Source organism: Nonomuraea sp. CA-143628 (genome assembly GCF_050942315.1).
Lineage (GTDB): Bacteria > Actinomycetota > Actinomycetes > Streptosporangiales > Streptosporangiaceae > Nonomuraea.
In genome coordinates, this window is sequence record NZ_CP192072.1 from 2814142 (window position 1) to 2828474 (window position 14333).

At 71.3% G+C, this 14333-nt stretch carries 13 protein-coding genes; 8 read left to right on the top strand and 5 right to left on the bottom strand.

Going from position 1 to position 14333, the window contains the following annotated elements; all coding sequences use genetic code 11:
* Positions 1 to 2: 2 nt before the first annotated feature.
* From ACQP2T_RS13220 to ACQP2T_RS13235, 4 genes are read left to right on the top strand one after another with little or no spacing between them, the layout of a single operon-like run.
* Positions 3 to 1019 carry an ABC transporter permease gene (locus tag ACQP2T_RS13220; protein WP_433516435.1) on the top strand — a complete coding sequence of 339 codons (1017 nt, stop codon included), beginning with the start codon at positions 3 to 5 and terminating at the stop codon, positions 1017 to 1019.
* The gene (locus tag ACQP2T_RS13225) at positions 1016 to 1918 is read left to right on the top strand and encodes an ABC transporter permease (RefSeq protein WP_433516436.1); all 903 of its coding nucleotides are present in this window, start codon (positions 1016 to 1018) and stop codon (positions 1916 to 1918) included. Before ACQP2T_RS13220 ends, ACQP2T_RS13225 begins: the two co-directional genes overlap by 4 nt.
* Positions 1915 to 2700, top strand: a complete 786-nt coding sequence (locus tag ACQP2T_RS13230; protein WP_433516437.1) for an ATP-binding cassette domain-containing protein — start codon at positions 1915 to 1917, stop codon at positions 2698 to 2700. Before ACQP2T_RS13225 ends, ACQP2T_RS13230 begins: the two co-directional genes overlap by 4 nt.
* Positions 2701 to 2702: 2 nt before the next feature.
* On the top strand, positions 2703 to 3566 hold the full coding sequence (locus tag ACQP2T_RS13235; protein ID WP_433519765.1) for an ABC transporter ATP-binding protein: 864 nt from the start codon (positions 2703 to 2705) through the stop codon (positions 3564 to 3566).
* A 6-nt stretch (positions 3567 to 3572) separates the two neighbouring features.
* On the opposite strand, the gene ACQP2T_RS13240 is transcribed toward ACQP2T_RS13235, so the two are convergent.
* The gene (locus ACQP2T_RS13240) at positions 3573 to 4049 is read right to left on the bottom strand and encodes a MarR family winged helix-turn-helix transcriptional regulator (RefSeq protein ID WP_433516438.1); all 477 of its coding nucleotides are present in this window, start codon (positions 4047 to 4049) and stop codon (positions 3573 to 3575) included.
* A gap of 73 nt (positions 4050 to 4122) precedes the next feature.
* On the opposite strand from ACQP2T_RS13240, the gene ACQP2T_RS13245 reads away from it, so the two are divergent.
* A complete protein-coding gene (locus ACQP2T_RS13245) occupies positions 4123 to 5505 on the top strand; it encodes an MFS transporter (protein WP_433516439.1) in 1383 nt (460 codons plus the stop codon).
* Positions 5506 to 5536: 31 nt separating this feature from the next.
* Here ACQP2T_RS13245 and ACQP2T_RS13250 read toward each other — a convergent pair whose 3' ends face one another.
* Together ACQP2T_RS13250 and ACQP2T_RS13255 are read right to left on the bottom strand one after the other, a co-directional pair.
* On the bottom strand, positions 5537 to 5893 hold the full coding sequence (locus tag ACQP2T_RS13250) for a DUF742 domain-containing protein (protein WP_433516440.1): 357 nt from the start codon (positions 5891 to 5893) through the stop codon (positions 5537 to 5539).
* Positions 5886 to 7787 (bottom strand): sensor histidine kinase, encoded by a 1902-nt coding sequence (locus tag ACQP2T_RS13255; RefSeq protein ID WP_433516441.1) that lies wholly within the window; start codon positions 7785 to 7787, stop codon positions 5886 to 5888. Before ACQP2T_RS13255 ends, ACQP2T_RS13250 begins: the two co-directional genes overlap by 8 nt.
* A 161-nt stretch (positions 7788 to 7948) precedes the next feature.
* Between ACQP2T_RS13255 and ACQP2T_RS13260 the strand changes: the two genes are divergently transcribed.
* On the top strand, positions 7949 to 9511 hold the full coding sequence (locus tag ACQP2T_RS13260; RefSeq protein WP_433516442.1) for an ABC transporter substrate-binding protein: 1563 nt from the start codon (positions 7949 to 7951) through the stop codon (positions 9509 to 9511).
* Here ACQP2T_RS13260 and ACQP2T_RS13265 read toward each other — a convergent pair.
* Positions 9487 to 9672: a hypothetical protein gene (locus ACQP2T_RS13265; RefSeq protein ID WP_433516443.1), complete on the bottom strand. Its 186-nt coding sequence runs from the start codon at positions 9670 to 9672 to the stop codon at positions 9487 to 9489. The genes ACQP2T_RS13260 and ACQP2T_RS13265 overlap by 25 nt on opposite strands.
* A gap of 21 nt (positions 9673 to 9693) precedes the next feature.
* On the opposite strand from ACQP2T_RS13265, the gene ACQP2T_RS13270 reads away from it, so the two are divergent.
* The gene (locus ACQP2T_RS13270) at positions 9694 to 10320 is read left to right on the top strand and encodes a hypothetical protein (RefSeq protein ID WP_433519766.1); all 627 of its coding nucleotides are present in this window, start codon (positions 9694 to 9696) and stop codon (positions 10318 to 10320) included.
* Positions 10321 to 10383: 63 nt separating this feature from the next.
* Here the strand turns inward: ACQP2T_RS13270 and ACQP2T_RS13275 are convergent, their stop codons facing one another.
* Positions 10384 to 11565, bottom strand: a complete 1182-nt coding sequence (locus tag ACQP2T_RS13275; protein ID WP_433516444.1) for an MFS transporter — start codon at positions 11563 to 11565, stop codon at positions 10384 to 10386.
* Positions 11566 to 11642: 77 nt separating this feature from the next.
* Here ACQP2T_RS13275 and ACQP2T_RS13280 point away from each other — a divergent pair, with 77 nt between their 5' ends.
* Positions 11643 to 14273 carry an ATP-binding protein gene (locus ACQP2T_RS13280; protein ID WP_433516445.1) on the top strand — a complete coding sequence of 877 codons (2631 nt, stop codon included), beginning with the start codon at positions 11643 to 11645 and terminating at the stop codon, positions 14271 to 14273.
* The last annotated feature ends 60 nt before the right edge of the window (positions 14274 to 14333 follow it).

Consider the following 14333-nt stretch of genomic DNA (forward strand, 5'->3'; position numbering starts at 1 on the left):
CCGTGCCGCGCTATCTGGCCCGCCGCCTCGGCCAGGCCGTCCTGGTCGTGGCCGGGGTGGTCGTGCTGACGTTCGCCATCATGCGGCTGGTGCCCGGCGATCCGGCGGTCGCGTTCGCCGGGCCGAAGGCGACGCCCGAGGAGCTCGCCGCGGCCCGGCTGCGGTTCGGGCTGGACGACGCGATCCCGGTGCAGCTCTGGAACTACGTCAGAGATCTGGTCACGGGCGACTGGGGCACCAGCCTGCGTACCCGGCAGCCGGTCCGCGACGACCTGCTGCTCGCGTTCCCCGCCTCTTTGGAGCTGGTCGGTACGGCGCTGCTCATCGCGATCGCGGTGGGCATTCCGGTCGGCGTGCTCGCAGCACGCTATAAAACGAAATTTCCGGACTTTGGGGTGCGGGTCACGAGCATGCTGGCCGTCTCGGTCCCGGTGTTCTGGCTGGCTCTGACCCTGCAGACGGTGTTCGCCAGCAACCTGGGCTGGTTCCCGGTCGCCGGAGAGTACGACTCCACGCTCGACACCACCAGCCCGCTGACGCTCTGGACCAACATCACCATCGTCGACGCGCTCATCACCGGCAACTGGCCGATCTTCACCAGCACGCTCGAACACCTGGTGCTCCCCGCGCTGGTCGTGGCGGCCTACCCGGCGGGCGTGATCGCGCAGATGACCAGGGCGGCGCTCATCGAGGAGTCCGGGCAGGACCACGCCCGGCTGGAGCGGGCGCTCGGCTTCGGGGAGACGTCGATCCTGACCAGGTTCGCGCTGCGGCCCGCGCTGAACCCGGTGCTGTCACTGATCGCCCTGGTCTTCGCGTACGCGATCGTGAACGGGTTCCTGGTCGAGGCGGTGTTCAACTGGCCGGGGCTGGGCCGGTACGCCGTCGAGTCGATCCACAGCCTCGACACCCCGGCCATCGCGGGCGTCACGCTGCTGGTCGCGATGGTCTATGTGCTGGCCAACCTGGTCGTGGACCTCCTCCAAGGCGTGGTGGACCCGAGAGCGAGGGCCCGATGAGCATGGGTCCGACGAGCCAGGAGGACCGCTTGGAGCCGCGGCCCGAGGACGCTCCGGAGCCGGTGCGGCTGCGTCGTACGCTGCCGAAGATCACCGACCGTTTCGCCGCCGCCGGGGCGGTGCTCATCGTGCTCATCCTGCTGGCCACGGTCCTGGCGCCGTGGCTCGCGCCGTACCCGGTGGACCGGCTCGCTCCCGTCGACGCGCTGCTCCCGCCGAGCGGCGCGCACTGGTTCGGGACCGACAAGGTCGGGCGCGACGTGCTCACCCAGGTCCTGTACGGCGGGCGGACCTCCCTGACCATCGCCGTGGCCGTGCTGGCGATGTCGGCGGTCGTGGGCGTCACGCTGGGCGTGGTTGCGGGCTACGCGGGCGGCTGGGTGCGGGACGTCATCATGCGCGTCACCGACGTCTTCCTGGCCTTCCCCGCGCTGCTGCTGTCGCTGTCGCTGGCCGTGGTGCTGCAGCCCAGCGTGACGACCGCGATCGTGGCCATCGCGGCGACCTGGTGGCCCTGGTACGCCCGGCTGTCCGCCTCCGTGGCGGCCTCCATCTCGACGCGTGGGTACGTGGACGCGGCCCGCTGCCTGGGCGTGCCCGCGCCCATGATCGTCCTGAGACACGTCCTGCCGAACTCCCTCACCCCCGTCCTGGTCCAGATCTCCCTCGACGCGGGCGGGGTGATCCTCACCGCCGCCGCGCTGTCGTACCTGGGGCTCGGCGCGCAGGAGCCGACGGCGGAGTGGGGGCTGATGGTGGAGCAGGGTCAGACGCTGTTCACCACGAACTGGTGGGTCGTGACCTTTCCCGGCCTGGCGATCCTGGTGACGGCGTTCGCCTTCAATGTGCTCGGGGAAGGGCTGCGCAACGCCCTGGACCCGCGAAGGGTCGTGAAGTGATCGAGGTCAGGGATCTTCAGGTGCGGTACGGCGAGCGGCTGGTCGCCCATGTGCCGGAGCTGGACGTGCGCGCCGGGGAGTGCGTGGCGATCGTGGGGGAGAGCGGGTCGGGCAAGTCGACCACGCTGCTCTCGCTGCTGGGCCTCACCGAGGGCGCCCACGTGTCCGGAAATATCCGGGTCTGTGGGGTCGAGGTGCTCCAGGCGCCGGAACGGCGGCTCCGCGAGATCAGGGGCGCCAGGGTGGCGCTCGTGATGCAGTCACCCCAGGCCGCGCTCAGCCCCACCACCCGCCTGGGCACCCTGATGCGCCGCGCCCTGAAGCTGCATGGCCGCGGCGGCGGGCAGGGGGCCGAGCGGGGGCCCGAGGCAGGGGCCGAGCGGGGGAACGTGCAGCGGATCATGGTGGAGGCCGTCGAGGCGGTCATGCTCGATCCGGGCATCCTGCGCCGCTATCCGCACGAGATCTCCGGCGGCCAGGCGCAGCGGTTCGCGATCGCGCTGGCCATCGCGCTCGGCGCCGAGGTGATTCTGGCCGACGAGCCCACCAGCGCGCTCGACGTGACCGTGCAGGCCGAGGTCGTCGGCGTGCTGCGGCGGCTGCGCACCGAGCGCGGCCTGACCCTGCTGCTCGTCTCCCACGACCTGGCCCTGGTCTCCACGATCGCCGACCGGGTGCTGGTCATGAAGGACGGCGCGGTCGTGGAGAGCGGCCCGGCCGCCGAGGTGCTCGCCGAGCCGTCCCATCCGTACACCCGTGAGCTGCTGGAGGCGCTGCCGTGACGATGCTCAGGGCGGAGGGGGTGACGCTGGGGTACGGCAAGACGCCGGTCGTGCACGACGTCACGCTCGACCTCACTGACGGCGGCGTCGGCCTGATCGGGGAGAGCGGCTCGGGCAAGACCACGCTGGCGCGGGCCTTCCTGGGCCTGCTAACCCCCACATCCGGAAATATCTGGTACGGCCAGCAAACCCTGAAAAAAGCTGACATGAGGGCGTTTCGCAGAGACGTCCAACCGGTCTTCCAAGCCGAAGCCCTCGACCCCAGGATGCGCGTCGGCGCCTCCATAGCCGAAGCCCTCCCCAGGAACGCCAGGCACCGCGTCCCCGAACTCCTGGACCAGGTCGGCCTCTCCCCGGACCTGGCCACCAGGCGCCCGCACCAGCTCTCGGGCGGCCAGCGGCAGCGCGTGGTCATCGCCAGGGCGCTCGCGGTCGGCCCCCGGCTGCTCATCCTCGACGAGCCCACCAGCGCGCTCGACGTGACCGTCCAGGCCAGGATCCTCGACCTGCTGGCCGGCCTCGACACGGAACATCTGCTCATCACGCACAACCTGGCCGTGGTGGGCCGGCTCTGCCGCACCTCGCACGTGCTGTTCGCGGGGCGCGTCGTGGAGTCGGGGCCGACAGCCGACATTCTGGCCAGGCCCGCGCATCCGTACACGCTGGCGCTGCGTGACGCCGTACCGAAGCTCGGGGGAGAGCCACCCGTGGCCAGGGGCAGGACCGAGGCGCGGCCCGCCGAGACGGGCTGCCCGTTCCGGCTGCGCTGCCCGCTGGCCGTGAAGGAGTGCGAGCAGCCGCCCGCGCTCAGGGACGTCGAGGGCCGCCAGGTGGCCTGCCACCGCGCCGAGGACGTGCTGGGCTGAGAACACTCACCTGGCGGAGCTGTCCGCCAGGTGGCTCTGCAGTTGTACGCACAGGTCGTCGGAGAGTTTCGACAGCAGTCGTTGCAGTTCGGCCCGCTCCGCCTCGGGCCAGTCGGAGATCGCGGCGCCGAACCACTCGACGGTGACGCGCCGGCACCTGGCGGCCGCGTCGGCGCCCTCCTCCGTGAGCGCGATCTGCCAGGCGCGGCCGTCGTCGGGGTCCTTGACCCGGGTGAGCAGCCCGCGCCGCTCCAGCGACGAGACGTGCCGGGTCACGTGCGGGCTCTCCACCTGCAGGCCCTCGGCGATCGCGCCGACCCTGCGCGGGCCGCCCGCGTCGAGCAGGTGGACGAGGATCTGCACGTCGGGCCGGTCGAGCTGGACACCCGCGGCCTCGGTCAGCATGCCGTGGGTCTTGGCGCGGTTGAGCGTGGTCACCAACTGCCTGAAGGCCGCCACGGTCTTGCCGAGATCTTCGTCCATCTATTTGCTTACCTAACTTAGGTATGTATCATCGCTGCTTGGTTACTTACCCAAGTTATCTAAAGGAGCCGTCATGGCGACAGTTGTCGCTTCTTCCACGCGCGAGACACAGGTCAGGAGCCCGTGGCCCGCGGTGGTCGCGCTCGCGTTCGCGGCCTCCATCGCCGCCTTGCAGAACACGGCCGTGGTCCCCTTGCTTCCCGTGCTCCAGCGCGAGCTGCACACCTCGCTCTCCGCCGTGAGCTGGACGCTCACGCTGAGCCTGCTGGTCGGCGCGGTGTCCACGCCGTTGCTGTCCAGGTTCGGCGACATGTACGGCAGGCGGCCGATGATCCTCGGCGCGCTGACCCTCCTGGTGATCGGCTCTGTCATCGGGGGACTGGCCACCTCGTTGCCGTGGCTGCTCCTGGGCCGGGTCTTGCAGGGATTCGTGGCGGCGCTGGTGCCACTGGCGATCGGGGTGGTCCGCGACCTGCTGCCCAGGCAGCAGCTGGCCACCGGCATCGGGGTGCTCAGCGCCACTATGGGGTTCGGCAGCGGGGGCGGGATGATCCTGGCGGGGCTCGCCTCGGGTGATTACCACGCCGTGTTCTGGATCACCGGAGCGATCACGGTGGTCGCCGCGGTGATCGTCGCCTTCCTGGTGCGCGACCGGGCTCCGGGTCGCGGCGGGCGGCCGGACCTGGCCGGGGCGTTCCTGCTGACCGTGTGGCTGGTCGCGCTGCTGCTGGCCATCAGCGAGGGCGGATCGTGGGGCTGGGGCTCACCGGGGGTGCTCGGGCTGTTCGCGGCGGCGGTGGTGGTCGCGGTGGTGTGGGTGGCCGTCGAGCGGCGGGTGGCCGAGCCGCTGGTGCAGATGTCGATGCTGGTGCAGCGCGGCACGGTCGGCGCGACGGTGGCCTCGATGCTGCTCGGGTTCGCCTTCTTCACCGTCATGACGGGCATCTCGGGGTTCACCCAGGCGCCGGCCTCGGGGCTGGGGGCCTCCACCTTGGAGGTGGGGTTCTACCTGCTGCCCAGCACGCTGTTCATGCTGGTGATCTCGCTGTTCGCCGGGCGGTTCATGCGCAGGTTCTCGGCCTCGTCGATGGTGGCGGCCGGTGCCGGGGTCGTCACGCTCGCGGCGATCTGGCTGGTCTTCGCGCACCGGACCGGGGGTGACATCTACGTGGCGACGTCGCTGCTGGGCATCGGGCTCGGGGTGGGCTACGCGGCTCTCGGCACCATGGCGGTCGAGCACGTCGCCCCGGACAAGACGGCGCTGGCCGCCGGGGTCAACGCGCTGGTACGCATCGTGGGTGGCAGCACTGCGGGCGCGGTCATCGCCGCCGTCCTGGCCGCTCAGCCGGGCGTACTCGGATATCAGTGGGTCTTCGGGGTGGCCGCCGTCGCGGGTGCGGTGGCGGCGGCCTTCGCCGCCGTGTTCGGCCTGCTCAACCGCCATGTGACAGCCTGAACACGACAGCCCGTGCGGCCTGGGGGCGCTCTCAGAGCGCCTTCAGACCGCTGATCACCTCCAGCAGCACCTTGGCGTCGGGCGCGGGGCGCGGCGGCTCGACCTGGACGAGTTCCTGCGCGTGCAGGTCGCCGACGAGCACCCTGATGACGCCGATGGGCAGGTTCAGCTCGGCGGCCACGTCCACGAGGCGGGTCGGTTTCGTGCACTTCTGCATGATGATCAGATGCTCGGGGCCGAGCCCGGCGGGCGGCGTCAGGCCGCCGGCCGTGATGATCACCGCGATGAGGTCGATGGCCTTGCTCGCGGGGACGGTCCGGCCCCTGGTCAGTAAGTAGGCGGGGACGATAGGACCCGCGTCCTCGTCCAGCCACCGCTCGTCATTCACTGGGCACCACCCGCATGGGCCGGGCGGCGGGCTCCTTGGCGCGGCTCTCCGGCTCGGCCGGTGGGTCGCTCACGTGTTCTGCCGGGATCAACACGATCGCGGTGGTCCCTCCATATGGTGAACCGCGTAACGTGACGCGGATGTCATGCCTGGCGGCCAGGCGGGAGACGACGAAAAGGCCGAGCTCGTCACTGTCGGCCAGGTCGAACTCCGGTGGGCTGGCCAGGCGCTCGTTGCACTCGGCCAGCTTCTCTTCGCTCATCCCGAGACCGCGGTCCTCGACCTCGAAGACGAAGCCGCGGGCCGCCGCCTCACCGCGCACGACGACCGTGGTGTGCGGCGGGGAGCTGACGGTGGCGTTCTCGATGAGCTCGGCGATCAAGTGAATCACATCTCCGACGACCGGACCGGCCAAGCGCTGGCCGGGCATCGGCTCGACGGTGACGCGCTGGTAGTCCTCGACCTCGGCCGCCGCGCCGCGCGCCACGTCCAGCAGCGGCACGGGCTTGCTCCAGCCGCGGCCGGGGGTGGCGCCCGACAGGATGATCAGGCCCTCGGCGTGCCGGCGCATGCGGGTGGTCAGGTGGTCGAGGCGGAACAGGTCGTCGAGGGCGTGCGGGTCCGTCGTACGGTGCTGCATGCCCTCAAGCTGGATCCGCTGCCGGTGCAGCAGCGTCTGGCTGCGCCTGGCCAGGTTGCGGAAGACATGGCCGACACCGTCGCGCAGCTGAGACTGCCCGACCGCGGCCTCCACGGCCGTCTGCTGGACGGTGGAGAACGCCTGGCCGACGTCGGCGATCTCGACGGTCGTGCTCGCCACCGACAGCTCGGGCACCTCGACCTTCTCACCCTTGCGCAGCTTGGCCACCACCTGCGGCAGCCGCTCCTGGGCCACTTCGAGCGCGGCCTGCCGGAGCCCGAGCAGCTCCTTGGACAGCCGCGTGCCCATCCGCAGCGAGAAGGCGATCGACACGATCACCAGGACGAAACACGTCCCCGCCAGCACGAACGACTGGTAGAGCACCGAGTCCGCCACCGGCTCCGCCCGCGCGGAGAGCATCGTGCTCGCCTGCATCTGGGCTTCCTGGAACGACTTGGCCAGCGTGTCGGCCGTGGTCAGCCAGGACTTCGGGGCGCCGCCCGCGATGATCTGGTCCTCCATGAGCCGCATCCGCTGATAGGCGGCCGAGGTGATCAGCGACACCTGCGTGTCGCGCAGGCGCGGGTCGAGCTCGCCGAGCGCCTGGTCGATGAGGAAGCGCCGGTTGCCGACCCACTGGGTGAACAGCCTGCGCTCGGCGACCGTGGTCGGCCCGACCGCGATGGCCTGCTCCCTGGTGAGCAGCTCCTTGGCGTACCCCATGTCGATGACGATGCGCGACTGCTCGTAGATGGGGATGTCGTCGATGAACGCCACCCGCCGGTGCAGGCCGAAGAGCGCGTCGGTCATCGCGTTGTAGGACTCGACCGCGCGCAGGCGGTCGGACAGGCCCGCGTCGATCTCGGCCCTGACCGCGTCCAGCCGGTCCATCTGCGTGAGCACGGAGTCGACCTGGGTCCGGATCGTCTCCGAGGAGTTCATGGACAGGCTGGAGAGCTTCTTGAAGTCCGCGTCGGCCACGTCGGTCTTGGTGCGCTGCGCCGCGGTGGCCGACCGGTCGGCCGGGCTCCCCGTACGCAGCAGCTTCACCGAGGCCAGGCGCTCGCGCTGGATCTCGTTGATGAGCTTGTACGCGGGCAGCCGCAGGTTGGTCCACAGCGTCTTGTACTGGCGGAGTTCCAGGCTCTGGCTCGCGCTTACAGCGGTGATGACTCCCCACAGGACCACCATCGAGGCAAGCGGAACCAGCAGTAGGCCGATGATCTTCATGCGGATCGTTCGGCTACGACCCATGGCACCTCATTCCGGTCGGTCCCCTGCTGGCAACCCCGGACGGGACAAGCCCAGAGAATAGCAATTGGATCTCTGGATTGGCTAATTTTTCGGGACTTTTGGACTTTTGGCGGGCATCGTGCAGTAGGTTTCGGCGTACATCCGTCACAGAGGGAGATGCGTTGCGCCGTCGTCTCGCAGCGGTCGCCGCGCTGGTGCTCTCCATCGCCGCGTGCTCGACCCCTACAGAGGTACGGCAGGCACCGGCCGGAGAGTCGCCGTTCGTGTACGTCCAGAACCTGGACGTGATCACCGACTGGGACCCCAGCCGCTCGTACTCCAACGAGATCATCGCCCTGCAGAACATCTACGAGACGCTGACCGTCTGGAACCCGGTGACCAAGAAGTCCAGCCCCCGGCTGGCCACCGCGTGGCGCTCGTCGCCGGACGGCAAGACGTGGACGTTCACGCTCCGTTCGGGAGTCACCTTCCACACCGGCCGGCCCCTGGACGCCGCGGCGGTGAAGGCGTCGATCGAGCGGACCATGAAGGGCCAGACCGGCGCGTCCTACATCTGGAACGCGGTGTCCGGCATCCGGGCCGACGACGCGGAGACCGTGACGTTCACCCTCAAATACCCGGTCCCGCTGGACCTGGTCGCCTCCTCCGGCTACGCGGCCTACATCTACGACACCCAGGCCGCGCCCGACCTCGGCAAGTGGTTCCAGGAGGGCCGGGACGCGGGCTCGGGCCCGTACACGGTCGCGAGCTGGCGCAAGGGCAAGGAGAAGGAGCTCACGCTCAAGTCGTACGACGGCTACTGGGGCGGGTGGAGCCAGCCCCACTACCGCACGGTCGAGTTCCGCGTCATACCCGACCCCCAGCGAGCCTGGAAGATGCTGCTCCGCGGCGACGTGAGCTTCGTGGACCGGCTCAACCCGCGCCTGTACGCCAAGGCGTCGGTCACGCCGGGCCTGCGCACGTCCGAGCGGGCGTCGTTCCAGACGATGATGCTGCTGTTCAACACGGCCGGGGGCCCCATGGCCGACGTACGGGTACGGCGCGCGGTGCAGAAGGCCGTCGACTACCAGGGCATCATCCAGGCGCTCAAGGGCGCCGCATCACCGACCAGCGGCATCGTGCCGGAAGGGCTGCCCGGCCACACCCCGGGACGAGCGCCGAAGCAGGACCTCGTGGAGGCCGCGCGGCAGCTCCAGCTGGCGGGCTACGGCCCCACCGGCCGGCCCCTGCGGCTGCGGCTCACCTACGCCGAGGGCGACAACGACGAGCGACTGCTCGTCACGCGGCTACAGGCCACGCTCAGGACGCTCAACGTCACGCTGGACGCGCGGGCGATGCCGTGGAACGCCCAATGGGAGCAGGGCAAGAAGCGCGGCCAGGACATCTTCGTCATGTACTGGTGGCCTGACTACGCCGACGGCTACTCGTGGTTCGGCAACGTCTTCCACAGCGCCGAGCCGCCCGTCTTCAACCTGGCCTATCTGAAGGACAAGAAGACGGACGCCCTGCTCGACACGCTGCCCGAGCTCACGGTGACCGACAAGGCCGCCGCCCAGCGAGGCTTCACGCAGGCCACGAGCCGCATCCTGGACCAGCGGGTGGCCGGGGCGTTGCCGTGGGTGGTCAACTACCAGCGGGCTTATCTTGGCGGCATCCAGAACTATGACGACAACCCGGCCTATCCGGACGTGGTGTTCGTCTACGACCTGCGGCCGGCCGGCTGATCTCCTCCAGGAGACGGCGCTCCCTCGACTCGGTCTCGCAGTCGTTGCTTGATCTCTTCCGGGGTGTAGGCGCGGCGGCGTCGTTCGGCCCGTGCGATCGCCACCCCGGTGGCCGCGACTCCCGCGACCCCGGCCAATCCGAGTACCTTCCACCAGCGCATGTGCCTAGGCTAGCGACTGTGCTGACTCTCGACGAGGCCGTGAGCCTGACCAGGACCGGCGATCTGTGGGTCTTCCGCGGTCGCTCGGTGCCGGACCGCGCCATCCAGACGATGACCAACAGCCCGATCAACCACGTCGGCATGGCGATCGTCGTCGAGGACCTGCCGCCCATGATGTGGCACGCCGAGCTGGGCAGGTCGCTGCCCGACCTCTGGTCGGGCACCCACCAGCGTGGGGTGCAGCTGCACGACCTGCGCGACGCGGTCACGGTCTGGGCCAACAGGTACGGCCAGCGCGCCTGGCTCCGCCAGCTCGAACCCGAGGCGACCCCCGAGATGGAGGACGCGGCCCTGCGCGCGGTGGCCCGGCTCGACGGCACTCCGTTCCCCTCCACCGCGAGATTGGCGGCCCGCTGGGCCAGGGGGCGGGTCCCGCAGCTGCGGCGCCGGCTGGGGGAGAGCACCCTGGAGAGCGCCTACTGTGCCGAGATCGTCGCGATCACGTACGAGGAGATGGGGCTGCTGCCCGGCGGGCGCCGGCCCAACTGGTACGACCCGGGCCGGTTCTGGAGCGGCGACTCACTCGACCTCGTGGGTGAGCACAAGCTGGGCAACGAGATCACGGTGGGCGTCGAGCGGACGGGCTGACCCGCGTTGTTCGGCGGTGGGTTCCGTGTCACCGGTGCGTCTCTTTTAGCGGTGCGTCCTGTTTCAGCCGTGCGCTGTGGCACGGGTGCGCCGCAGGGCCAGCGGCAGGGTGGCGGCGACCAGCGCCGCGGTCACGGCGAAGCCCACGGGGTAGCCCGTGTGACCGATGAACAGGCCGAATCCCATCGCGCCCACACCCATCCCCGCGTCATAGGCGAGGTTCCACAGGGCGCTGACCGGACCGGCGGGGCCGCGTTCGAGCATCAGCGCCAGCGTGGCGTTCTGCAGCACCCCGAACCCGAGGCCGAACAGCGCCATCCCGGCCACCACCGCGACCGGCTCGGCGGACCAGACCTGGAGGGCGACGCCGACGGCGGTGACGAGAACGCCGGGCACCAGCAACCGCTCCGAGCCGTGCCCGTCCCCGACCTTGCCCGCCCACCAGCGCGCCAGCGGCGTGCCGAGCGACTGGGCGAGCAGCGCGCCCGAGGCCAGCTCCGGCGACCCGGCCAGCGGCAGGAACGTCACCAGCACACCGACGGCCAGCGTGACGGCGGCGAAGATCAGCGTGGGCCGCACCTGACTCCGCAGCTCGAACGTCCCGGCGGGCTTGGCACCAGGCCCGCCGGTGGGCGCGGTGGAGGGCTCTGTAGACGGCTCTGTGGCGGGCGTGAGGGCGGGCAGTCCGAGTACCGCGACCAGTCCGGCCAGCGGGATCAGCCCGCCCACGATGAGCACCGGGGTGAAGCCGAGCACTCCGGCCGCCCACAGGCCCAGCGGCAGCCCGATGACCGACGGGACACCCACCGCCACGCCGTACAGGCCGAGTCCCTCGCCACGCCGTTCAGCGGGCACCAGTTCGGCGGCCAGCGCGGTGCCCGCGACGACCAGGATGCCGAGCCCGCCGCCGCGCAGAAGCGCCACCGCGAGGATCAACGGCAACCCCGCCGAGAGGGGGAGCAGCAAGGAGGGCAGGCCGAGCAGCACCAGACCGAGCGCCAGCACGGCGCGGTAGCCGTACCTCGACAGCAGCCACGGGACGGCCAGCTCCAGCAGGACCGTGGACAGCATCATGGCGCCGGTCGTGAACCCCACACCGGACTCGCCCGCGCCGCCTGACGCCGCGTAGAGCGGCATGGTCGCGAACAGCAGGTAGAACCCGAGCAGCCCACCGGCCGCGGCGGCCATGGTCATGAGCAGCGGGCGGGTGAGCAGCGTGCCAGAGGGGGCGGGGTGGGTCAGCATGCCACAAACGGTGCCGGAGGCGCGTCCTAGGCACATCCGGCATGATGCGTAGCCGCCTCTTCATAATAATTAGAGGTGTGTTCGTCGGACGTCAGAAGCAGCTCGTCGCGCTGGCTGCCGCCCTGGAGCGCACGCCGGGCGCGGTGCTCGTCGTCGGAGAGGCGGGCATCGGCAAATCGGCCCTGGTACGCGAGTTCGCGCGCGGCGTCGACGCGCTGGTGGCCGAGGGCGGCGCCGACCCGGGGACAGCCCTTCAGACGGCGGCCGTGCATGGTGGTCAGGGCGGCATGCCATATGCGGTGTTCGTGCCGGTGCTGCGCCGCCTGATCCGGGAGTACGGTGCCGAGCTCGTTCCCGGCGGCGGCCGGAAGGGGCTGGCTCGGCTGCTGCCCGAGCTCGGCGAGCTGGAGGAGCACCCGGAGCTGGGGCGGGCTCGGCTGTTCGAGGAGGTGCTGTTGCTGGTCGAGCGGGCGGCCGAGCGGCGGCCCGTCGTCCTCGTACTGGAAGATCTGCACTGGGCGGACCAGGCCAGCCGCGACCTGCTGGTGTTCCTGCTGCGCAACCTGACGCGGCCCGGCGTGCTGGTGATCGCGACCTCGCGCGAGCCGCTGCGCCTGCCCATGGCCGAGGTACTCAAGGTCCCGCCGCTGGGCCGCGACGAGGTGGCGCGCATGCTCGGCGGCACCGACGGCGAGCAGGTCACGTCGCTTGGGCGTACTGACGGCGAGCGGGTCGCGCCGCTTGGACGTGCCGACCTCGACCGGATCGTGGCGCGTAGTGAGGGCAACCCGCTGTTCGTGGAGGCGCTGGCCGACGCGGGCACCGCCACCACGCCCGCGTCGCTGCGCGAGCTGCTGCTCGCCGGAGCCGAGCGGCTCGGCCGGGCCAGTCTGGACGTGCTGCGGATCGCCGCCGTGTCGGCGTCGGTGTCGCCGTCGTACGGCGAGAGCTGGACGCCGCACGAGGTGCTGCGGGCCGTGGCGGGGCTGGACGATCTGGCGCTCGACGAGGCGCTGCGGCCGGTCGTCCGGGCTCGGCTGCTGCTGGTGGACGGGGACGGCTACGCGTTCAGGCACACATTGATCCGGGACGCCGTCTACGACGACCTGCTGCCGGGGGAGCGGATCCGGCTGCACACCCGCTGCGCCGAGGCGCGGCCCGAGCTGGCCGCCGACCACTGGTACGCGGCGGGCGACCGGCGCCGCGCCTTCGAAGCCGCCTGGCGGGCGGGCCGGTGGGAGCGCGTACTGGAACTGTGGGATCAGTCCGACCCGCCTGACAGCGGTATGGATCACGCGGCGGTGCTGGAGCTGGCCGCCAAGGACGCGCTGCACGCGGGTGACGCCGAGCGGGCCGAGGAGCTCGCGAGCCGGGCGCTGGACGAGGTACGCGACCCGCTGCGGGCCGCCCACCTGCTGGAGCTGCGCGTGGCCATCCGCGACCTGCTCGGCGAGGAGGGGCTGGCGGACCTGCGGGAGGCTATCCGGCTGGCGCCGCGCGAGGCCCGGCTGATCGGCGCCCTGGCCAACACGCTGGCGTGGAACGGCCAGGACGCCGAGGCCCGTGCCCATGCTGAGGACGCGCTGGCGCTCGGCGACTCCAGATCCCTGGTCACGCTGGCCGCGCTCACCGCGCTCGAAGGCGACCTGGCGACCGCGTCGCGACTGCACGCCGAGGCGCGGGCCGCCGCTCCCGACGACGACACGCTGCTGGCCGCGTACGCCGGTGAGGCCGACGTGCTGGAGGCGGCGGGCGAGCACGCCAAGGCGGAGGCGGTCGCGCGCCGGGGCATGGCGCAGGCCAAGCGCCTGGGCATGGCCCGCTCGCGCGGCGCCCACATCGCCGCGAACCTGGCCGAACCCCTCGCCTCCCTCGGCCGCTGGAAGGAGGCGCGCGAGGTCATCGACGCGGCCCTGGCGCTCGACCCGCCGCCGATCCACCGGGCCTGGCTGCTGATGGTGCTCGGCACGGTCGCGGTAAGGGAGGGCTCGTTGGAGGAGGCGGCCGACGTTCTGGATCGGGCCAGGCCGCTGATGCGCGGGCGCTCGCGCGGCTACGACTCGTGCCTGGAGCCCGACCTGCTCGAAGGCAGGCTGGCCGTCGCCTCCGGTGACGTGGCGCGGGCCGGGCGGCTGGCCGATCATGTGCTGTCCGCGCACGACCTGACGCTCAGCCGCCGCTACGCCTGGCCGCTGCTCGTGATCGCCGCGCGTACGGGCCGGGTGCGCCGGGCGCCCGAGGGCATGGAGACGACGGGGCGGGTTCAGGAGGCGTACCGGGCGACGTTCGAGGCCGAGTGCGGGGGTTCTTGGGCGGCCGCCGTGGCCGCCTGGCGGACGGTCGGCCAGCCGTACGCGCTGGGGCAGGCCCTGGTCAGGGCGGCCGAGCAGGATCCGGAGCCGGCCCGCGAGCTGCTGCGTGAGGCCGCCGCCATCGCCGAGCGGCTGGGCTCGGCGCCGTTGCGGCAGGAGGTCGAGGCGGCGGCGGCCAGCGGCCGGGTACGCCTGACGGCCGAGCCTGGGCTGTCGGCGCGGGAGCTGGAGGTGCTGGAGCTGGTGGCTGAGGGGCTGAGCAACAGGCAGATCGCCGAGCGGCTGTTCATCTCGGCCAGGACCTCGGGCGTGCATGTGTCCAACATCATGGCCAAGCTCGGCGTGGCCTCCCGGGTCGAGGCGGCGGCACTGGCCCGCCGTACCGGGCTTCTTTAGCACTGTCGTTGACGTCCGATCGTGGCTAGCCGTCGCGCTCCGGGCCACGTCACAGTGGGT